Genomic DNA, 21,113 nt, shown 5'->3' with positions numbered 1-21,113 from the left:
TCCGACAGACCTCGCCCGAATGAACACTTCGTCATCCATGTTTATAAGATTTGGGTTTAAAGAATAAAAAAGGGCACCGAAGTGCCCTTGGTAGAATGAGAGAGGTTGCTTATTGCGTTTGCTCTAACAAATGTGTCTTCAAGAATCGATCCATCGCTTGGTAACCATCGAGGCGATTTTCAAGAGAGCGGAAGCCATGACCTTCATTCTCTTTCACAATGTATTCCACTTCGACGCCACGTTCACGAAGAGCATTGACGATTTGGTCAGATTCGCTTTTCACTACACGTGGGTCTTTCGCGCCTTGTAGAACCAATAATGGAGCTTTGATTTGGTCAACATGGAATACTGGTGAGTATGCTTTCATCATCTTCGCATCTTCTGGGTTATTCGGATCGCCAACTTGCTCATGCAGCATAGCTAGGAATGGTGCCCAGTATGGTGGAATGGAATCCATGAAAGTAAAGAGGTTGGACACACCAACGTAGTCGATACCACACTTATATAGGTCTGGCGTGAACGTCACACCAGCTAATGTGGCGTAACCACCGTAGGATGCGCCGTAGATACATACTTCACCATCTTGTGCGTAGCCTTGGTCAATCGCCCATTTAACGCCGTCAGTAATGTCATCCTGCATCGACTGACCCCATTGCTTAAATGACTTCTCCCAGAATTCACGACCATAACCTGTTGAACCACGGAAGTTCATCTGTAGAACGGCAATACCACGGTTTGCAAACAACTGAACTTCTGGTTGGAAGCCCCAGTGATCGCGAGCCCAAGGACCACCGTGCGGCAGAACAAGCAGTGGCAAGTCTTTCGCTTCACGGCCTTTTGGTAACGTTAAGTAGCCATGGATGGTTTCACCATCACGAGCGGTATATGTGATTGGCTTCATCTTCGCCATATCTTCTGGCTTATGCCAAGGTGCGTTTGCAGCTAACTTCTCAAGTTGGTCTGAATCACGATCGTAGTAGTAGTAATTAGGACGGTCGGTGTCGCTGTAGGTCACGACGATCATTTTTCTCTCGTCGCGAGTGGTGTTGTTCACCGAGATTTCAACACCCGGTAGCTTTTCTTGCAGACGCTCAAAAGTCTCTTCATAACCTTTATCAAGGAAATGGTACTGACGTTTGTCTGTCACATAAGAGATCGTTGTGAGCTTGTTGAGTGCATTTGAGTAACTTGCACTGGTGACGTCCACTTCTGGGTGAGAGAAGATCTCGCGCACTTCTTTATTAGCCTTCACATCATATTCGATGATCGCTGATTTATCGCGAGTGATACGTGAGGCAACGTACAGGTTCTTGTTATCTGGTGTAAATGAGATTGGAGAGAAGTCTTCTTTGAAGGTGAGGTTCTTTAATGGACGGAACTCTTCATCCACGGTATCACGGTACAGAACCGCTGTATTTACGCCGTCTGAAGTTGAAATCACGCGGATGTTCCCATCGTGGTCTGTACCCCAGTAACGCACATTCCCTGGGTTTTGAGCCACAAGCGTGTTCTTACCCGTTTTTAAGTTATGACGATAAACATCAAACACTTGCGGGTTACGTTCGTTGGTCGTGATAAGAATGTCATCTGGTTGGCTTTCTAAAGTGTCGATCACATAAGCCACTACGCCAGATGTAGGTGTGATGGTTTGCTCTTCACCCGTTTTGACATTGACCGTTACGAGATAGAAGTTTTCATCACCGCCCGTATCGCGAGAGTAAATAATGGTGTCATCACCAACCCAGTAATAGTAAGCGATGTCACGACCAGTAATTGACGTAATACGTTTCACATCCTCTGGCTTACCAACTGGATGAACAAATACGTTTTTACGGTCTTGCCATGGTTTCATCATTGAAATGTAATCTCCAGCAGGGGAGATTTGGTAGCTAGAGACTTCAGCATTACGGAAGAAGTAATCTACGGGATATTCCGGTGGGATAACTTCGGCAGTCGTCGTGGTTGAAGTTTGGCTACAACCCGCGAGTAGTAGACCAAAAGCGGTAGCAAGAATAAGCTTGCGAGTACGCATTGTATAACGCTCCTTGTGTGACGGACCTGTCAGCATCGTGCTTGTCGGTCAGAATGAATCGATAGTCGCTATTCAAGAACAAAAGCGACAAAGCTGTGAAAGAAAAGCCAAAATCGAATATATCGATAGGGCCTATGTTTGAGGGTTTTTAATATTCTTGTCACTGCTGTTGCTACTATGACCCAATCCATCCTTGGAAGTGGCGATTTTTTGTACTTACCGAACAAGGGACTAGTCGAAATTTGGCATAAGTCACACTTATCTTTCGCTGTTTTGTCATTTATATCATTGGGATAGTCGACAAAAGCAAAAGTGCTGCCATGCCATAGTTGAATCCTTTCACTCGTTTGGAGGTAGTAAGCCAGCGCTGAAGCTGGATACCAGCAGCGGTCCAAAAGGTCACGGAAGGCAGATTCGCGAGGCAAAAAATACCCGCGATGAATGCCAGTTCTAGCCAAGAGCCACCACTGCTGTATACCGTGATTGCGGTTAATGCCATTGACCAACCTTTCGGGTTGACCCATTGAAATGCTACTGCACCTAAAAAGCTCATTGGGCGGTAATCATCGTTGACTTCCGTTTTACTGCTGGTGGCAATTTTATATGTTAGGTACAGCAAGTAAGTCAGACTCAATACCTTAAGAATGCTATGCGTGATCGGGTAAGCATGGAACAAGCTCATCAAGCCAATGCCAACTAAGATCAGCATTGCGCCAAAGCCGAGGGTAATCCCCAGCATATGGGGGATAGTGCGTTTAAAGCCGACATTGGCGCCAGATGTCATGAGCATGATGTTGTTTGGACCCGGAGTGAAGGTCGAGACAAACGCAAACAGCGCGAGTGCACCAAGTTGAGAGTATTCCATAGTGTGTTCCTACAAATATGTTTGCCACAAAGTGATGGGCAAGGGGTTACGTTTTCTGACCGGTCAAACACAATGATAGGTAGAAGTGTCATCAATTTTGTGCTTTTATTTGATGAAAATGCTTCGCTTAAACAACAAAAGAACATTATGGATAGATTTGACGAAAGAATATTGCAAGCACTGAAATCGGACGGAAGAATCTCCAATGTAGAGCTGTCTGAGCGCGTTGGATTGTCGCCGTCTGCTACTTTGCGCCGCGTACAAGACCTCGAACGCAAAGGAACTATCAAAGGCTATCGCGCAGTGTTGGACAATCAGCAAATGGGCGTTGGTTTTGTCGCTTATGTGTCGATAGGTTTAGCGTCGCACTCAAAGCAAGCGCAGCTCGGTTTTGAAGATCATGTACGTTTTGTTGATGAGGTGGTGGAATGCCATAACATCACAGGGGCAAATGAATATTTGTTGCGTGTCGAAACTCAAGACCTTGCGGCATACAAAGCGTTTCATGCAGACGTGCTTGGTGAATGCGAACATGTCAAAGCAATCACGACCATGGTGGTGATGGATACGCCAAAAGATGAACGATAACCGCTATAGGGAACATTGTGTTGTAGCACATCAATTTGAAGTGACTCGAAAGAGTGAGTCGAGTATGACTGCAGTCCACATAAAATGCTGGAAAGCAGGCAACAATCTGACAATTCCAGCATTTATTCTCACCTTCTAAATAATCGCATCCTGCTAGTTTTTCTACGTCGTTGCTTGGTTCGCGAGCAGCGTGATAGAAAATTTAAGGATGAATGATGAAATCATACGTAACCCTTCCCCTAGTGAGCTTGGGCGCGATTGCAGCGTTAAGCTCATTTAATGTTAATGCCCACGGCTGGGTCGAGTTTCCAAGCGCACGTCAAAATACCTGTTATTTAGACGGTGGCTTTTGGACCAATGAAATTCCAAACCAAGCGTGTCAGGCTGCTTATGACGAGTCGGGGGCATACCCATTTGTTCAGCGCAGTGAAGTGGCGGCTAACGTGCCAAATTATCGTGATATGGCACATGTACAAGCAATCGTTCGTGATGGAGAGCTGTGTTCTGCAGGCGATGCGGCGAAAAAAGGTCTAAACATTCCATCGCCAAATTGGCAGCGTACCAATGTCACCCCAGACGCCAACAACCAAATTGAATTGGTGTTCTATGGCAAAGCTCCACATAACCCTTCTTATTGGGAGTTCTACCTTTCCAAGCCAACTTATGACGACACGCAACCTCTTACTTGGGACGATTTAGAATTGATCGATACGGCTGGTGACGTTTATGTTGATGCAGAAAAACGCTACCGCATGCAAGTGACCTTCCCTGCTGATCGTTCGGGTGATGCGATCCTTTACACTCGCTGGCAGCGTATTGATGTAGCGGGTGAAGGTTTCTACAACTGTAGTGATATTACGTTGAATGGTAATGGCACCACACCACCAACTGACCCTGTCGATCCCACCGATCCGGGTAATAACCTCACGTCACTTGGCTATTTTGTTCCACAAGGGTTTGGTCCTGTCGAGGCGGGTGATACCGTGCGCTTTCGTACGTTTAATGAAACAGGTACTGAGATCGTCGACCTTTCACTCCCTATTAATGCCAATAACACGACGACATGGGCAGCAGAACTGGCAGATCAATTTAACTCACAGCAAACCGGTGATTGGTATGTAGGTATTTGGCATGAAGCGATGAATCACTACATGTTCGATACGAACAATGTTTATGCGAACCAAGTATTGGCTCCGAGTGCCAATTTTAGTTACGCATTATCGTTGATTAAAGGAGATACTCAACCACCAGTCGAGCCAACCAATCTTTGGAGCAAAGACGCGGTGTACAACCAAGGCGATGTCGTAACGCACAATGGTCGTGAGTGGACCGCACAATGGTGGACTCGTGGCGAAGAACCTGGAACAACAGGTGAATGGGGTGTTTGGCGCTAGCATTCTTTCTTCCCAAATAAATAAAACCCTTCTCGATTGAGAAGGGTTTCTTGTTTTTAACTGTCGGAACGACTAGCAGACCAAGGTTGCCAATTCATCGTGGCATGCTTTGCCAATTTGAGCATGGGGATGTCTTCATGTGTATCGCCATACGCGTAGATTGCTTGATATTGACTAACGTCGAACTTTGCTTGAACGCGTTCGACTTTCCTTTCCAAACTGCAGTCTTTACTGTGATAGAGCCCGCTAATGCGTTTGCTGTTCCCAAGGAGTTCACTGCACAGCAAGTGGTAACCTTGAGTGTCGCACCAAGGTTTTAAGTAGGCGTTAAGTGACGCAGAAACGACTACGATCGTATCTCCTTGAGCATGATGCCAATCTAATCGTGTTTTGGCTTCAGGGCGGATGTGTTGCACGATGATCTCTTGAGCAAACCGTGCTCCTAGTGTTTTCACTTCTTCGGTTTGTCGCCCCACAAAGGCAACAAAACTGGCGATTGGACGCATTCGTCTAGCAGGGAGGAACCCAGCTTTGTACATCGCATAAAATGGCAAGATGATAATGTTGCCTAGCCACTTGCGTGGACCCGTCACCGAGTAGTGAAGGAACAGGCTAAACATGTCCTCATCGGTGATGGTGCCATCAAAATCAAACAGTGCTAAAGCGGGCTTTCGAGAATCTGACAATCTACTGCCTTAAGGGTTAATGTGCGTGTCCGTGGGAGAAGTTTATCACCATCACGCCTGCAGCGATAAGTGCCATACCAATCCAAAGGCTGGTATCCATATGCTGGCGATACACTAGTTGAGAAATTAAGGTAACAGATACGATAGCTAAGCCAGCCCAAAGTGCGTGAACGATACCCACAGGCATACCGCCTTTCATTGCTTGTGCTAAGCAGACAAATGCTGCCAAGTGACCCAGCAAAACTAGTGTTGCTGGCAGTGGCTTGCTAAAACCGTCAGTCGCTTTAAGTGCAACATGTGAAAGGGCTTCTGCGCCCACGCCTAAAAGTAAGAAAAACCAGCTCATTGTTATCATTCGTCTTCAGTTGTTGTGGAGTGCGCTTAGTATATTGATGTCGAATAAAATGATAATCCTGCAAAAAATAAAATAACTTTTACTTAAATGTAATAATAGTGGCGTCTTACATACGCTTACACCAAGTCTTGGTTGTAGTCGTTACACTGCCGCCGTCTTTAGAGAGGAGCGTGTATTGATGCATAAAGCGATAGCGGCGACTGCGGTGATATTGGCATTGAGTGGGTGTGGCGGTGAAGGGATGTCAACGGATTCAATTCCCAAGTTCAAAGACCCTAGAGCAAGCTATCAAGTGGATGGGATCGATTTGCTCCATCACTCTATTACTGATGCAATCAGCGATGATTTACTTGGTTTTGAAGCAGAAAACTTATCGCGCAAAGTCACCTATACCCTAGACAGACTTTCTTTGGGTTTGCTGTGGGAGTTTAACGTGAGCACTTTAGAAGAGCTGCAAGCGCTAGTGCCCAATGTCGGTGACAGCAAAACCTCTTCATTCTGGAAATACCATCTCATGCGTCTTTCGCCTGATATGGTAATGGTGAGCACACCAGAGGAAATTGCGCACTTCTATTATGAACAAGAAATCATTGAAACACGCTTTGGTATCTCTACCTACAAGTTCAGTGAAAAACCAACACGTATCGCCATGGTGGTCTACCCTGAAGGCATCAGTATTGAAGCATTCAATGAAGGCTATCAGGCAGAATATGACGAGAGTAAAGGCACTTACACAGTGCGACTGCAATATGAAGACGCAAATCAAAGCAGTCATTACGAAAAGCTGATTGTCGAGCTGAACGGTGATCAAGTTCGACTTGAGAAGGGCACAAGTACGATGGAAGGTCTGGAAGTAAAAGACCACGCTAAGCAGAGCCATCGCTTCGAATATAATCGCAAACAAAACACACTCTCTATCCAATAACGATTTATTGAATATTGAAGTGGTGACTAGGTTCATTTCTGAGTAACGGTTGGGAGACTGGCTCGGAGGTCATGACTTCAATTCTATTTGCGCTTTACCAAGACCCTTTGCGCATTGGGGGGAAGAGATATTTCTTCCCCCCGTTTTTCTTGTGACTAACAGCGCCAATTAACTGCGATTTTCGCTTCTAGAAGGGGGAATAAAAGTGTGGTCTTGGACGCAATAGATGACGTTGGATGATTACAGCTTGGCTTTGATGAAGTCCAAACCATCAGTATCAACAAAACCGGAAGACTTGATCAGTCGACTCGGTTGAACCCCATAACGTCTCTTAAACACCCGACTAAAGTAATTAGGGCACCCAAACCCACTTTTGATCGCTGCTTGCTTGATCGACATACCTGACATAATGAGCGAAACTGACTTTTTTAACCTGATATTATTGGTTAACTGGGTAAAGGTAATGTTCGAGTTTTTGAGCTCAGTTAATAAGTAACTCTTGCTGATCCCTGTTTTTATCGAAACATTCTCCAACGTCCATGGGTACTCAGTGTCTGCTTGAATACAGTTAGTCATCTTATTTATGAGCTTTACAGATGATAAAATGTTCGCTTTATCGAACTCACTACAATTGCTTAAAAAAGACGTAAGTGCGAAGACGCTGATTGAGTGAACCATACATGACGAAACGTCAGATAAACAATATTCAATCGAAGAGTCGAAGTAGTCATTTGTATTAAATAACTTCTCTTGATCATCTCCCGTTCCAAAATCGAAGAAGTAATAATTATCTACAATGACTCTTAGCATTTCTTCTGTGTAAGTGAAGCGTTCAACTTCTATTTCTTTGTCCTTATTGATTGGTCTAAGTGAGACCCAACATTTAGAGTGCGCGGGAACATAAATAATGTCCCTTCCTTTAATCTGTATCATTCGACCACTCACACTAACAAAGCCTATCGCATTGGACACCCTGACTAATAAATGCCGAGAGACGTATGCTTCTATTAATAACTGTGGACTTTGATATTTGAGCGCTTTAAATGTAACTTTTTTCATAGGAATATAAACAAGTCTACGCGGACAAAACTGTTTCGAATCGAGGTGTTTCCTTTATCTCTCTAAAGTTCAATAAATCGAGAGTTTCAGAGAGTGAGAGCGGGTAATAATAGTTGTAACCTTGATGAAAGACCTCAGGATGAAGAAATGCGACTCGTTGAGAGGATGTTTCTACACCTTCTACAATGATCTTCTTGCTATGGAATTTAAGTAAAGGAATCAGCATTCCGATCATGGTCAAGCCATCTTGGTATAGCAAGTAACTCTTATCGAGTTTTATTGCATCCCAATCAATGCATTGCAACGCAGAGGTTTTGAGCTTCTCATCATGATGATAGTCGTCCAACCAGAATTGGTGTCCTTGTTTTTTGAGTTTAACGATGTTTCTTTTGGCAGCGTTGACCTCTTTAATACTTTCTATCTTCGTTACTTCGATGATGATGGGATTTTCAGTATTTTCTATGACTTCATCAACGAAGGATGAATCAAGTAAACAACTAAGAGGTAGGTTGAGTGATATATTTAGGTTAAACTGAGATAAATTTTCATTTAAGAATCTGATTTGACATAGAAAAATCTTTTTTATGAACTCATCATTGATATATTCAAAAAACTCCTCGCTATTCAACCTCTCCCCACTTGAATTAACTAAATGAGACAGCACTTCATAACCGTGAATCTTATAGTTCTTTGGATCTACGATTGGCTGAAGCTTGAACTCAAGGCTGACAAAATTTTGATTATTCCAGAAAACACTAACAATATTATTGTCAATTGATATTTCTTCTATTTTTATAGTCATCTGTTTTTATTCCTTAGGCAAACGTTTTTATAAAATACTAGATGACAGAATCACGTCAAAGAAATTATTTTAAAGATCCCAATAATATCTTTTTAAGATATTTTGTCAGAATTATGACGCCATCTCTATAGCGTCAGTGAAATCTAATTACCCACTAATATATATAATACTAATATTTTCATCTAACTCTTAATCGGCATGGTTTTTTATGCGGATTTTAATGGTTGGCTTTATTATTAAATAATAAAGCCAATTGCTTGAAGTGATAAAAGTGTCAATAAGTGAGCTTTTAACGAAAGTTTAAAAGGGAGGGAATAGGCGGTGAACTATCTCATTGATAGAAGATCGCTAGCCATATTGTCTCTTGCTCTGGGTCGGTCCAACTTACTCGATGCTTCGTGTGCGCTGGAATGTTGACGTGATCGCCCGCTTCCAAACGCTTCTTCGTGCCGTCCTCATAAGTCAGTTCGCCTACGCCTTTTAGCACCAATACCCACTCATGGCCTTCTTGATCGTACCATTCGCCTTCTGGCGTCGTTTGCCCCTTCGATACAATACGCTCGATTCGGAGCTGTCTGTGTGTGAGTAAATCTTCAAATACCTCTTCACTCAAATCACAAGGTAGGTCTTTTAAAAGGTTCATAATGTTTCCTAAATAACGATCAGGCCAAATGGCGAGAGCAATTGTTCTTGTTGCCAGTCGCAAATCTTAACACCGTATAAAGAGACGCGGCGGATGTCCAAACCCTCTAAATCAACATGGGTCAGGTCGCTTTCTTCTATATTAAAGCTGCCCCATTGTTCAGGGCTGAATTCTCCACGTGATAGATCCGCACCTTTAAAGCTTGCACCCATCAAGTTGGCACCATTCCATCGGTTCTCAAATAGATCGCATTTCTCTAGCAGTGCGCGCTCAAAATTAGTGTAAGCCAAGTTGCAACCCGTAATGTAGGCGATACAAAAGAACACAGTATTGCTGACGCGATTAGCGAAATTAGCACTTTGAAAGTTTGCACCCTTCAAATCGCATTTACGTAACTCAATGCCGACGCAGTCTGCGCCATTAAACTGAGACATCGCTAACATGCAGTTGCTAAAACTGGCATCTTTAAGTTTGGCATAGCGAAAGGTACAGCCTTCAATGTCGCTTGGTTGGATAAAGCGGCAATCAATAAACTTCACATCACTGAGATCGGCGTGGTCAAAGTTGCATTGATAAAAGCGGCAATTTTGAAAAGTGGTGTTTTGCAAATCGTGATGCGAAAAGTCTTCCTGTTCGAAAGTGAGATCGGTCTTAATCATGGCTTTTTATCTTTTCCTTACTTGGTTAGATGCAGACTATCACTCTAAGTAACTGATTTTCCAGAAATATAACTTCTTGTATTTCAGTGGTTTACAGACCCCGAAAATCGCCAATTTAAGCGGTCAAACGGGCTGTTTAAAGTCGATGTTTTGTAAAAATAATCCGAGCATATCGAGAAAAAAGTTTTGTTGAGCACAGAGGCTTACAGAAGAATTGAAATGAGAACTGCGACGTACTCTTCTCACACGCACAGTTTGCATTACAGAATTGTATCCGATTTGCATAATTTGTTGATCAAATTGGCGTTTTTGTATACGGAAAAGCTATATTTTTCACAAATTGATTTCCATCAAAATAGTAGGGTTTCTATATGCTATTTTGCGCGCAGCTCAAGAAAATAGTGATACTCGCGTGCTTCAAGGTTTTGGATTGATAACAGAACCGTCCGAAAAGGAAGAGCATAGCGGAGTACAAAAGAAACAAAGCCCTACAAAAGGAAATAACAATGAAAAAAACAATCTGCAGTTTAGCAGTGGTTGCTGCGTTAGTGTCTCCAAGTGTTTTTGCTCACAGTGAAGGTGACTTCATTCTACGTGTTGGTGCGGCATCGGTTGTACCAAACGACAGCAGTGACAAGATCCTAGGTTCTCAAGAAGAGTTAAAAGTAGATTCAAACACTCAACTGGGTTTGACGTTTGGTTACATGTTTACTGACAACATCAGCCTGGAGATTCTAGCGGCAACACCATTTAGTCACGATATCTCGACTGATCTTCTTGGTCTTGGTGATATCGCAGATACTAAACACCTACCACCAACAGTGATGCTGCAATACTACTTTGGTGATTCGCAAAGCAAGTTCCGCCCATACGTAGGTGCGGGTTTAAACTACACCATGTTCTTTGATGAGGGCTTTAACGGTAAAGCCAAAGATGTAGGTCTTACTGATCTAAAATTGGATGACTCATTTGGCCTGGCTGCCAATGTAGGTGTCGATTACATGATCAATGAAAGCTGGTTCCTAAACGCATCCGCTTGGTATGCAAATATCGAGACTGAAGCGACTTATAAATTTAATGGCGCAGCACAAAAGACTGACGTAAAGATCAACCCTTGGGTATTCATGATCAGCGGTGGTTACAAGTTCTAAGAAAAAGCAGTAGCAAAAGAACAATAAGATTATTGGCATGACTTTTAGGGGCAGTTGCGGGGATTGCCCCTCTTTTTTATCTATTCTTTCTGGTTTTCTTTTCCTTCCCGATACCTCTTCTCTCTCCCCATATGACTACGATAGTGGTGCACTACTTTGGTATTTGTAAACACGTGACCAAAAAGATGAATTTTCTGTTAATTCTCGGTTGCTGAGAAAAGTGCAAAATTACCATAGCTAGGTTTTGAAATTGTTCTGATAAATTCGATTGGAAGTGTTCGGTTAATTATTAATCGAACGCTGAAATAAAAATTACAAAATGAAGCTAAGGACTGGCTGACTAAGGAAAATTACTCATGAAGTGCGAAATTTTCACACGAGTATTTTCCGGTTTTGCTGTCTTTAGCTGAGAAAAATGTCTTTATTTTTCAATCGATAGACAGGAAGAACCTAAAATGAAAGGAACCACACTCATTGCAGTATTTGCTTCGGCAGTCTCGCTGTTCTCATACAGTGAGAAAATAAGTGCGGCAGAGAAATTTATTACTATCGGCACCGGTGGTCAAACGGGCGTTTATTACGTTGCTGGACAGTCGATCTGTCGTTTCGTAAACCGTGGCGCAGCAGACCACAGCATTAAGTGTAATGCTCCGGCCAGTGGGGGTGGCGTGGCAAACGTAAATGGTTTGCGCAGTGGTGAATACAACTTCGGTATCATGCAGTCAGACCATCAATACAAAGCCTTAGAAGGCGTGGCTCCTTTCCAAAATAACCAACCAATGACGGATATTCGTGCCGTTTTCTCCCTACAAAGTGAAGTGTTCACGATTCTTGCGCGCAAAGACGCGGGCATCACCAGTTTCGACGATTTGAAAGGCAAGCGCGTCAACATCGGTAACCCTGGTTCTGGTCAACGCGATACGTTTGAACAAGTGATGCAAGCAAAAGGCTGGTCGCAAGATGTGTTCAGTTTGGTATCGGATCTGAAGCCAGCAGAACAAGCTTCCGCAATGAGTGACAATAACATCGATGCAATGAGCTACTTCGTCGGTCACCCAAACGGCGCGATTCAGGAAGCATCAACCACCACCGATGCTGTGCTAGTACCAGTGACTGGTCCTGAAATCGACAAGCTACTTGCTGAGCGTGCGTACTTCACCAAAGCAACTATTCCGGGCGGAATGTACCGTGGCAACCCGAACGATACTCAATCTATCGGCGGTAAAGCGGTACTTTCAACCACAGCAGAGACGGACCCTGAGTTAGTGTATCAACTGACGAAATCTGTGTTCGATAACCTAGACCGCTTCAAACGCCTGCACCCAGCATTTAAAGACCTGAAAGAATCAGAAATGATTGAGGTGGGTCTGTCTGCGCCACTGCATGAAGGTGCGGTTCGCTACTACAAAGAGCGCGGCTGGTTGTAACTCTTAACACCTTCGATTTTTAGCAAGCGCTGCGATGGATTCTCAGCGCTTGCTTCTCTGTTGTTTGTGAGAAAATTATGGATAAGACGATCTCCACGTCCCATGCTGACATGCATCCGAATGAGCTGTCGGCAGAAGAACTGATTGCCCAAGATGTGGGTGCTCGCCTGCCAATCGGAATCATGGAAAAGCTGATTGCGGGTTTGGCGTTACTGTGGTCTTTGTTTCAACTTTGGATAGCGTCTCCGCTCCCATTTATTGTCGGTTTCGGTGTGATGAACGACACCGAAACGCGCGCCATTCACCTTGGCTTTGCCCTGTTGCTTGCCTTCCTCGTTTTCCCCGCTTTTAAGCGTTCTCCACGCGATCGTGTTCCTGTCTTCGACATCATGTTGGGTTTGATTGCTTGTGCCTCTTCGCTGTACTTATTTGTTATGTACGAAGCACTAGCACAACGTCCGGGCAGCTTAACCACTGAAGACTTTATTACCGCATTGATCGGCTTGCCTTTGCTTTTAGAAGCCGCGCGTCGAGTGCTTGGTCCTGCTTTGCCGGTGATTGCGTTGGTGTTTATCGGCTACAGCTTAGCTGGTCCGTATATGCCGGGTTTATTGTCCCATCGCGGTGTTCAGTTGGATGCGCTGGCTAACCACCAGTGGATCACCACGGAGGGTGTGTTTGGTATTGCGCTTGGCGTATCGACCAGCTTTGTCTTCTTGTTTGTTCTGTTTGGTGCGTTATTGGAACGCGCTGGAGCAGGGCACTACTTCATTCAATTGGCATTTAGCATGTTGGGGCACCTGCGTGGTGGTCCTGCAAAAGCAGCCGTCGTTGCTTCGGGCTTAACGGGTTTGATTTCGGGATCGTCGATCGCCAACGTGGTAACCACGGGGACGTTCACTATTCCTATGATGCGCAAAGTTGGCTTCTCTCCTGAGAAAGCGGGAGCAGTCGAAGTGGCATCATCGGTGAACGGGCAAATCATGCCTCCTGTTATGGGAGCCGCAGCGTTTTTGATGGTGGAATACGTCGGCATTCCTTATGTTGAGATCATCAAACATGCCTTCTTACCTGCCGCAATTTCTTACATCGCACTGCTTTATATTGTCCATCTAGAAGCGCTCAAGTTGGGCATGCAGCCAATTGATGCCGCACGCTCAAAACCTTGGCTAGCGAGACTCACGGGATTTGCATTTGGCGCGGCGTTGATTTCTGGATTGTCGATGGCAGTCTACTACGGTTTAGGATGGTTGAAGCCAGTATTGGGTGACTTTGTATTACCTGGGATGGCGTTAATTCTGGCTACGGTTTACTTGGCACTGCTAAAAGTCGCCGCAAGTAATGAGCCGCTACCAGAAGAAGATCCAGATGCTCCACTAGAACAGTTACCAAATACGCGCGCAGTCTTACTCTCTGGCTTGCATTACCTACTGCCTGTGGTGGTTTTGGTGTGGTGTTTGATGGTCGAGCGTCTGTCTCCGGGGTTGTCTGCTTTTTGGGGTAGTGTGATTCTGGTAGTGATCGTTTTGACTCAGCGTCCTCTTTTGAGTTGGATGCGTAAAGATGGCAAACACGATTATGGCAACTTCAAAGACGGCTGTATCGACTTGCGTGAAGGCTTGATTGCTGGTGCGCGCAATATGATCGGCATTGGCATCGCGACCGCCACCGCAGGCGTAATTGTTGGTGCGGTATCGCAAACGGGGGTTGGCTTAGTATTGGCTGATTTGGTTGAGATGCTGTCTATGGGTAACTTGCTGTTAATGCTGATGCTCACGGCGGTATTGAGCCTGATTCTAGGCATGGGCTTGCCAACGACGGCGAACTACATCGTGGTATCGAGCTTGTTGGCGCCTGTTATCGTTACGCTGGGTCAACAACACGGCTTGATAGTGCCGTTGATTGCGGTGCACTTGTTCGTGTTCTACTTCGGTATCATGGCGGACGTAACACCGCCAGTAGGTCTGGCGTCTTTTGCCGCAGCTGCGGTGTCGAAAGGTGATCCAATCAAGACGGGCCTAACCGCGTTTTACTATAGTTTGAGAACCGCGGCTTTGCCGTTCTTGTTTATCTTCAATACGGATTTGTTGTTGATTGACGTGGATTGGGCGCACGGTATCGCCATCTTTGTTATCTCTACTATTGCGATGTTGATATTCGCTGCTGCGACGCAAGGTTGGTTCCTGACTCGTAATCGTTGGTACGAAGGCGTGTTGTTGCTGCTCGTAGCATTTACCTTGTTTCGCCCAGGGTTCTGGATCGACATGGTGGTGGATCCGTACCAATCGAGCAATCCTGCCCAACTGGCACAAACGCTTGAACCGCTTGAAGAGGGCGGTGTACTCAGAATGCGAATCAGCGGTGAAGATGCGGTAGGTAAGATGCGTGAATTCTCGGTGCTGCTTTCGGTTCCTGAAGGGGAAACCGGACAAGATAAGCTGGACGCACTTGGCATAGCGACTTATCAGCAAGATGAACAAACTCTGATTGATATCGTTAGTTTTGCTAGCCCAGCAGAGGCGGCAGGATTGCAGTTCGACCAACAGATTGTCGATGTGCGTGTGCCAGTTGAGCGTTATCGCAAAGAGTGGATGTGGATTCCAGCAATGTTCTTGTTTGGTGTTGTGATTTGGCTACAACGTCGACGTGTGGCAATGCAGAACGACACAGCATGTTGATAGTTAAAGAAAAATAACCTAACAGCCCCGTTGGAGCCAAGACTGACGGGGCTTTTTTCTGTCTGAAATATTCATCATTTCTATTTTCAATGTCGCGAAATTATTAGCGCATTCTATACTTTATGTCTGATTACTTTGCGCATCATTTGAACAAATGATCAACGCTCAAAATCGGATCTTAACCTTTCAGATCATCTTGTTGTTCGAAAGCGGAAAAATCCTACACTGATCACATAATTGAACACTTGGACAATATAAATGAGCGACGATATCGCGAAGAAATCCTCTTCGAAATCTAAAATGACCAAAATCCTTTTCCTACTCGTTTGTGCAATCGCCTTTGGTGCGATGTACTGGTCTTGGCAATATTCCGACAGTCACCCGAGTACGGAAGATGCGTATGTAAGAGCCAAAATCCTATCTGTCGCTCCACAGGTTCAGGGTCAGGTGGTATCAGTAGAAGCGAAAGATTTCCAAGTCATCAACAAAGGTGACTTACTGCTTAAGATTGATTCTCGCCCTTACTTATTAGCAGTGAAACAAGCGAAAGCCGCTTATCAGTTGGCCGTTCAACAACACGATGTGGCAGACAAACAAGTGACCGAAGCCGTGGCTGGTTTGGATGCGGCGCGTTCTAACTTGACTGAAGCGCAAGTGGAGTACAAACGTACCGATTCTCTTGTGAAACGTAAGTTAGCGTCTGACCAAGACCTTGATACGGCGAAAAACAAACTCGCTAACGCGCAAGCTGGTCTAGAGCAAGCGCGAGCAACAGTTGAAAAAGCAATCGCAAACCGTGGTGAAGAAGGTGCAGAAGCGGCGGTTGTTCAACAAGCAGCAGCGCAACTTGCACAAGCTGAATTGAACCTGAGCTACACCGACATCACTTCTCCAGTCGATGGCATTGCAGGTGAAATCAACACTCATACGGGTTCGGTAGTAAGCATCGGTCAAACACTATTCCCTGTGATCATCAAAGACAGCTACTGGGTGCGCGCGAATTTCAAAGAGACTGACTTAACTCACATCAAAGCAGGTATGCACGCTGAAGTCGTGATCGACATGTACCCAGATGTGGTTTGGGATGCAAAAGTGGAGCAGTTATCGCCTGCAAGTGGTACCTCTTTCTCACTGATGCCACCAGAAAACGCAACCGGAAACTGGGTAAAAATCAAACAACGCTTCCCTGTGCGTTTAACTTTAGAGGTACCTGAAAGTGCGCCACAGTTGCGTGTGGGGGCGAGTTCTGAAGTCACTGTTGATCTAAAAAGTAACGCACAATGAGTAACGAAATTACGGCAGATAAACGGGGTATCGCCACCGTCGCCGTGATGCTTTCTGCCATCATGGTGCTGATAGATATGACCGTTGCCAACGTGTCGCTTTCGCACATGATGGGCGCACTAGGCGCAACGGCAGACCAAATCACTTGGGTGCTGACTGGCTACAGCATGGCAGAAGCGATCTTCATTCCGATGACCAGTTTTTGGGTATCGCGCTTTGGTGAACGCAAAGTCATGCTGGTGGCGGTGATTGGTTTTGTCATTGCGAGTGCCTTCTGTGGACAAGCCAGCTCGCTCGAAGAGATGGTGGTATTTCGTATCATTCAAGGTGCGTTTGGTGCTTCGGTTATTCCACTGGCGCAATCCACATTGGTTCAGATTTACCCTTCTGAGCAAAAAGGCAAGGCGATGGCGATCTTCTCTATCGGTATCTTGCTGGGTCCTATCTTAGGTCCGGTGGTGGGCGGTGTGATTACCGATAACATCAACTGGCGTTGGATTTTCTACGTTAACTTACCATTTGGTTTGGTGTGTACCGCGCTGATTTATCGCTACATCCACATCAGCAACAAGTCGAAACCAAACTTCGACTGGTGGATCATTGGCTATATGGCGCTCGGTGTAGGTGCGTTGCAGTTCGTGCTCGATAAAGGGAACGATGAAGACTGGTTTAACTCACGCATCATTCAAACCGCTGCACTGCTAGCGATAATGGGCTTAGTCATGTGGATCTACCGCAGCTGGAAGACTAAGAGTCCAATTGCGCCGCTGTGGCTCCTCAAAGACAGAAACCTCATGGTCTCATCTTTGATGATAGCGGTCGTTTCGATGGCGATGTTTGGCTTGACCACTCAACAGCCTATGCTGCTTGAGAGTTTGTTGAACTATCCAGTATCGACCACAGGTATGTTGATGGCACCACGAGGGTTAGCGTCCGCCTGTATGTTAATTTTGGTCATCATCATCAACCCGCAATTTGATCCAAGGTTGAAGATTGTATTCGGTTTAACCTGTATTGGAATTGGCAGTTATTTTATGACCCTATACTCGACAGAAATTGACACTTTCTGGATCGTGATGCCAAGTATGATTCAAGGTATGGGCTTAGGTTTGACTTTCTCGACTTTGTCGACGCTGGCTTACATGACGCTACCAAAAGAACAGTCAGTAGCAGGGGCGAGTATTTTTAACTTGTTCCGAACCATTGGTAGCTCATTTGGTATTTCCATCGCTACCACATACCAGTACCGTGATGGACAACAGCAATGGCACGCTTTGGGTGAAGGTTTCAATCCTTACAATCCTGTGTTGCATGATTGGGCTGCTAAGCAAGGATTGTCGATTACTGATCCTGCTGCATTGGAGCAGTACCAAAGCATGCTCCATCAGCAATCGCAAATGGTCGCGTTTGTGCACACCTTCCAGTTGGTCGGGGTGATGTTCGTGATCATGATGCCGATGCTGGTATTTATCCGTTCAAAGTAAACCTCTAAACATAAACTAAAGCGCCCTTAACTCAGCCAGTTAAGGGCGCTTTTTTACATCTGATTCTTAGGTGCTTAGGAGTTGATATCGAACAATCAACCGAAGGTGACTTCACTGAAATGCGGATTGTCTTTGAGTGCTTTCATCGCGACTAACTGTTCGGTTGGAAACGAAATGCGTTCACCTTCAATATCCAAAAATAAGCATTCTTGGCGTTCCATATCGTAACCAGTATCGAACGCGCTACCTTGGTGCTTCTCACCGTTCTTGAGCGTAATTTCTACGGGTAGCTTAAACATACAGGCGATTTCAATAAAATCGTATTGGCTGCAGGTCACCATAATTTTTCTCCTTTTCTGTTCTTTATCAAGACCGACTAAGAACAGGAATCCTTCTCTGAAACCTAATCTTCATCTTACGCCCTATTTTGGTCATGAAAAAGACACACAAGCAGGCTTAACTAAAACCATAGTTTAGTGAACAAGACGTAGATAGGACATGTCTGAAACGACACTTAAAAACACGTACTTGGCTCGTGAGCGCGCAACGCAATCACTGATTACTCCTCATACTTACTACGCGCAGTTGGCGCATCGCATCAACCACTCAGCTCAATTTGAAAATGGACGCGTCAAAGATAAGATGCCAAACGTGCCAAGCCCTCAGTCATTTTGGCAAGTGTGTTGGGCTTACATGGGCGGGCGTTCGCCGCTCAGTCCTGATAAGCAACTGCCTTATTCAGTGATAGAGCCCACGCGGTTTTTAGAGCGACAACAAGCGATGCGAGTCACTTGGCTGGGGCATTCCACTTTGATGATTGAGACCGATGGTGTGCGCATCCTGACTGACCCTGTGTTCGACTACGCGTCGCCGTTGATTGCGAAGGCGTGGTTTGAGCGCAATATTCCCAATACATCAGTTCGCGACAGCTTGCCGACTCCCGATGTCATCCTGATCTCTCATGATCATTACGATCACCTCGAAGCATCGACTATACGTTATTACTCTGATAGATCTGTAACATTTTACGTGCCACTAGGTGTCGGTAAGCATTTGATTCGTTGGGGCGTTAGACCGGATAACGTAGTGGAATTCGATTGGTGGGAGAGCGTTCAGTACGCCAACGTCGAGTTGATTTGCACGCCCGCTAACCATAATTCAGGTAGAACTTATCTGGATAAGAATGCCACTTTGTGGGCGTCTTGGGTGGTGAAAGGACAACAAGAGACGCTTTATTTCAGCGGGGACACTGCTTACGACAATCACTTTGTACAAATCGCTCAGCGCTGCGGACCGATAGACATTGCTTGTCTGGAAGTCGCGGCAGATGTGAAAGGCAATCAAGGTTATCCGGTAGAGAATTGGGGGCACATGCAAGCCCACCACACAGTGCAAGCTTTTAAAGATCTGCAAGCAAAGAAGCTGTTGCCAGTACACTGGGCAACGTATGAGTTGTTTACTCATAAATGGGATGAGCCGATTGAGGATTTGATAGCACATTGCCAAGTGGATCACATTGAGTTACTTACCCCTATGGCAGGCGAGAGTTTTTATGTCGCGCAACAATATAAAAACAACGCATGGTGGCAGGTGGAAAAATTATGTGAGCAAGCTAGAAAAATAAGGGTATAATATGACGACGCTTCAATAATATCCCTACCAATTTAACCAACTTTCTTGGTCCTTATAACAAGCTTTTTACTGGTCATCGAATCAATAAATTACCAGCAAGTCACCGTTTTTCTGTGATCTCTCACGTGACTAATTTTCTAAGTGCAACTTTTTGATACTCACCACCTAAAAATTTAATCTTTAAAAAGAAAACTTTTACTAAAAAACTAGGTGAACTTAATTTTACGCATCAAAACAATTATACTCATCGCATACTGATAAGGCTTGCAATAACTGGTTAAAGCTTAATCTTGGTGGGTAAAAATTGATCGGTTAATGCTTGGTAAAAAGTCTCATCATTGAAACATATTTAATAGATAGAAATTGCTGGAAATATTTGGAACCGGCATCACAAGAGTAGGGATTTCTTGAATATATCATCAGGGATGCTGACAAAAATAAAATAGGCATTGTTCGATGAATAATTCTGCAACGTATTTACTTGCTGCTTTGCGAGAAAAAATTAAAGAGAAGGGTATTTGTTATTCTGACCTCTCTATTGGAATGGGAATTCCTCTATCAACGATTAAAAGGCAGTTGCATAACACGTCTTTAGGGTTGGATAAAATACTCTCGTATGCCACTCATTTAGATACCGACTTAGTCGAATTGTCCATGCGTGGTAAACAGCTGCAACAAGAAAATGAGCAATTTATCACCGACACTAACAGTGAAATATTTCACCAGTATCCGTACCTATTTGATTTTTTGTATTTATTACGTCGGAAGGAATGGTCTCCGCAAGATATTGCGAGCAAATACCAATTGACCCATACCTCGATCACGCTTTATTTCCGTGCGTTGGAAATGATGGATTACATCGAGCTAAAAGGTGATGACCAATACCGTTTTAAAGACCAAGGTCGTTTTATTTTCGAAGAAGGTTCTAAGCTCGATACTTTGTTTGCTAAGCGCTTTCGAGATGAAGTGTTTAGCCATGATGTGCGACCACCGATTTGCATGGGACGCATTGCTATCACTGAAGAACAGGAAGAGAAACTGGCGAACGAGGTGTACAATAAACTGATAGAATTTGATGTGCAAAACAAGAGCGGAGAAGGCAGTAAGCGACTCCGAAACGTCTTGATGACTTACACTCCGGGCAATCAGATATTCCTTTCGGATACGATTCCGAATATTGACGGTGAATTATTAAAAGCCATCTCAATGGCGAATGAAAAATAGTGACTATTTAATCATAAAATAAAGAATTTATATTAAGTGGATGTGTTTGATAATGAATGCATCAAAGACCCACTATTATCCAAAATTAATGACCTGTTATTTAAATAGGTCAAACGAAGAAGAGACAAATTAACCGATCTCTTCTCAAATCCAAAAGTGAAATAAATAAGGCTGAATCTTCATCATCGAAACTCGGCAGGGCATGTCTCGACCTTTTTTCGTCTG

19 protein-coding genes are annotated in these 21,113 nt (G+C 44.6%); 10 read left to right on the top strand and 9 right to left on the bottom strand.

What is annotated here, in order from left to right; all coding sequences use genetic code 11:
- Window positions 1-109 precede the first annotated feature (109 nt).
- Both VHA02S_RS19190 and VHA02S_RS19185 read right to left on the bottom strand, forming a co-directional pair.
- On the bottom strand, window positions 110-2,032 hold the full coding sequence (locus VHA02S_RS19190; RefSeq protein WP_009695962.1) for a S9 family peptidase: 1,923 nt from the start codon (window positions 2,030-2,032) through the stop codon (window positions 110-112).
- Between the two features lie 280 nt (window positions 2,033-2,312).
- Window positions 2,313-2,897, bottom strand: a complete 585-nt coding sequence (locus VHA02S_RS19185) for a LysE family translocator (RefSeq protein WP_009702356.1) — start codon at window positions 2,895-2,897, stop codon at window positions 2,313-2,315.
- Between the two features lie 147 nt (window positions 2,898-3,044).
- Here VHA02S_RS19185 and VHA02S_RS19180 point away from each other — a divergent pair, with 147 nt between their 5' ends.
- Window positions 3,045-3,485 carry an Lrp/AsnC family transcriptional regulator gene (locus VHA02S_RS19180; RefSeq protein WP_009695964.1) on the top strand — a complete coding sequence of 147 codons (441 nt, stop codon included), beginning with the start codon at window positions 3,045-3,047 and terminating at the stop codon, window positions 3,483-3,485.
- Window positions 3,486-3,700: 215 nt separating this feature from the next.
- Window positions 3,701-4,879: a lytic polysaccharide monooxygenase gene (locus VHA02S_RS19175; protein ID WP_038898300.1), complete on the top strand. Its 1,179-nt coding sequence runs from the start codon at window positions 3,701-3,703 to the stop codon at window positions 4,877-4,879.
- 56 nt (window positions 4,880-4,935) lie between these two features.
- Here the strand turns inward: VHA02S_RS19175 and VHA02S_RS19170 are convergent, their stop codons facing one another.
- Both VHA02S_RS19170 and VHA02S_RS19165 read right to left on the bottom strand, forming a co-directional pair.
- Window positions 4,936-5,565, bottom strand: coding sequence for an HAD-IB family hydrolase (locus VHA02S_RS19170; RefSeq protein WP_017818360.1), 630 nt, complete (start codon window positions 5,563-5,565; stop codon window positions 4,936-4,938).
- A gap of 16 nt (window positions 5,566-5,581) precedes the next feature.
- Entirely contained in the window at window positions 5,582-5,911 is a 330-nt protein-coding gene (locus VHA02S_RS19165; protein WP_005428450.1) for a DMT family transporter, read from the bottom strand.
- A gap of 187 nt (window positions 5,912-6,098) precedes the next feature.
- On the opposite strand from VHA02S_RS19165, the gene VHA02S_RS19160 reads away from it, so the two are divergent.
- Window positions 6,099-6,845 carry a hypothetical protein gene (locus tag VHA02S_RS19160; RefSeq protein WP_009702360.1) on the top strand — a complete coding sequence of 249 codons (747 nt, stop codon included), beginning with the start codon at window positions 6,099-6,101 and terminating at the stop codon, window positions 6,843-6,845.
- 240 nt (window positions 6,846-7,085) lie between these two features.
- Here VHA02S_RS19160 and VHA02S_RS19155 read toward each other — a convergent pair whose 3' ends face one another.
- The 4 genes from VHA02S_RS19155 to VHA02S_RS19140 all read right to left on the bottom strand — a co-directional run bounded on the left by VHA02S_RS19155 (window position 7,086) and on the right by VHA02S_RS19140 (window position 10,008).
- A complete protein-coding gene (locus VHA02S_RS19155; protein ID WP_038898299.1) occupies window positions 7,086-7,778 on the bottom strand; it encodes a helix-turn-helix transcriptional regulator in 693 nt (230 codons plus the stop codon).
- A 142-nt stretch (window positions 7,779-7,920) separates the two neighbouring features.
- The gene (locus tag VHA02S_RS19150; RefSeq protein WP_017818362.1) at window positions 7,921-8,706 is read right to left on the bottom strand and encodes an EAL domain-containing protein; all 786 of its coding nucleotides are present in this window, start codon (window positions 8,704-8,706) and stop codon (window positions 7,921-7,923) included.
- A gap of 331 nt (window positions 8,707-9,037) precedes the next feature.
- A complete protein-coding gene (locus VHA02S_RS19145; RefSeq protein ID WP_038898298.1) occupies window positions 9,038-9,349 on the bottom strand; it encodes a cupin domain-containing protein in 312 nt (103 codons plus the stop codon).
- A gap of 8 nt (window positions 9,350-9,357) precedes the next feature.
- Window positions 9,358-10,008, bottom strand: a complete 651-nt coding sequence (locus VHA02S_RS19140; protein WP_005447311.1) for a Qnr family pentapeptide repeat protein — start codon at window positions 10,006-10,008, stop codon at window positions 9,358-9,360.
- Window positions 10,009-10,514: 506 nt separating this feature from the next.
- Here VHA02S_RS19140 and ompW point away from each other — a divergent pair.
- The 5 genes from ompW to VHA02S_RS19115 all read left to right on the top strand — a co-directional run bounded on the left by ompW (window position 10,515) and on the right by VHA02S_RS19115 (window position 18,032).
- Window positions 10,515-11,159 (top strand): outer membrane protein OmpW, encoded by a 645-nt coding sequence (ompW, locus tag VHA02S_RS19135; RefSeq protein ID WP_005447312.1) that lies wholly within the window; start codon window positions 10,515-10,517, stop codon window positions 11,157-11,159.
- Window positions 11,160-11,614: 455 nt separating this feature from the next.
- Window positions 11,615-12,586, top strand: coding sequence for a TAXI family TRAP transporter solute-binding subunit (locus VHA02S_RS19130; protein WP_017189728.1), 972 nt, complete (start codon window positions 11,615-11,617; stop codon window positions 12,584-12,586).
- A 77-nt stretch (window positions 12,587-12,663) separates the two neighbouring features.
- Window positions 12,664-15,264 (top strand): TRAP transporter permease, encoded by a 2,601-nt coding sequence (locus VHA02S_RS19125; protein ID WP_170922489.1) that lies wholly within the window; start codon window positions 12,664-12,666, stop codon window positions 15,262-15,264.
- 258 nt (window positions 15,265-15,522) lie between these two features.
- Complete coding sequence (locus VHA02S_RS19120; RefSeq protein WP_038898296.1) at window positions 15,523-16,548, top strand: HlyD family secretion protein; 1,026 nt, start codon at window positions 15,523-15,525, stop codon at window positions 16,546-16,548.
- A complete protein-coding gene (locus tag VHA02S_RS19115; protein WP_009695971.1) occupies window positions 16,545-18,032 on the top strand; it encodes an MDR family MFS transporter in 1,488 nt (495 codons plus the stop codon). The genes VHA02S_RS19120 and VHA02S_RS19115 overlap by 4 nt, the downstream gene beginning before the upstream one ends.
- A 95-nt stretch (window positions 18,033-18,127) precedes the next feature.
- Here the strand turns inward: VHA02S_RS19115 and VHA02S_RS19110 are convergent, their stop codons facing one another.
- Window positions 18,128-18,373 carry a Rho-binding antiterminator gene (locus VHA02S_RS19110; protein ID WP_009695972.1) on the bottom strand — a complete coding sequence of 82 codons (246 nt, stop codon included), beginning with the start codon at window positions 18,371-18,373 and terminating at the stop codon, window positions 18,128-18,130.
- 157 nt (window positions 18,374-18,530) lie between these two features.
- On the opposite strand from VHA02S_RS19110, the gene VHA02S_RS19105 reads away from it, so the two are divergent.
- Together VHA02S_RS19105 and VHA02S_RS19100 are read left to right on the top strand one after the other, a co-directional pair.
- The gene (locus tag VHA02S_RS19105) at window positions 18,531-19,664 is read left to right on the top strand and encodes an MBL fold metallo-hydrolase (RefSeq protein ID WP_038898295.1); all 1,134 of its coding nucleotides are present in this window, start codon (window positions 18,531-18,533) and stop codon (window positions 19,662-19,664) included.
- A 456-nt stretch (window positions 19,665-20,120) separates the two neighbouring features.
- Entirely contained in the window at window positions 20,121-20,888 is a 768-nt protein-coding gene (locus VHA02S_RS19100; RefSeq protein WP_005447325.1) for a hypothetical protein, read from the top strand.
- The last annotated feature ends 225 nt before the right edge of the window (window positions 20,889-21,113 follow it).

The sequence above is a fragment of the Vibrio harveyi NBRC 15634 = ATCC 14126 = KCTC 12724 genome (assembly GCF_001591145.1).
Taxonomy (GTDB): domain Bacteria; phylum Pseudomonadota; class Gammaproteobacteria; order Enterobacterales; family Vibrionaceae; genus Vibrio; species Vibrio harveyi.
The sequence above is the reverse complement of the archived record's forward strand: the minus strand, read 5'-3'. Positions and strand labels throughout refer to the sequence as shown.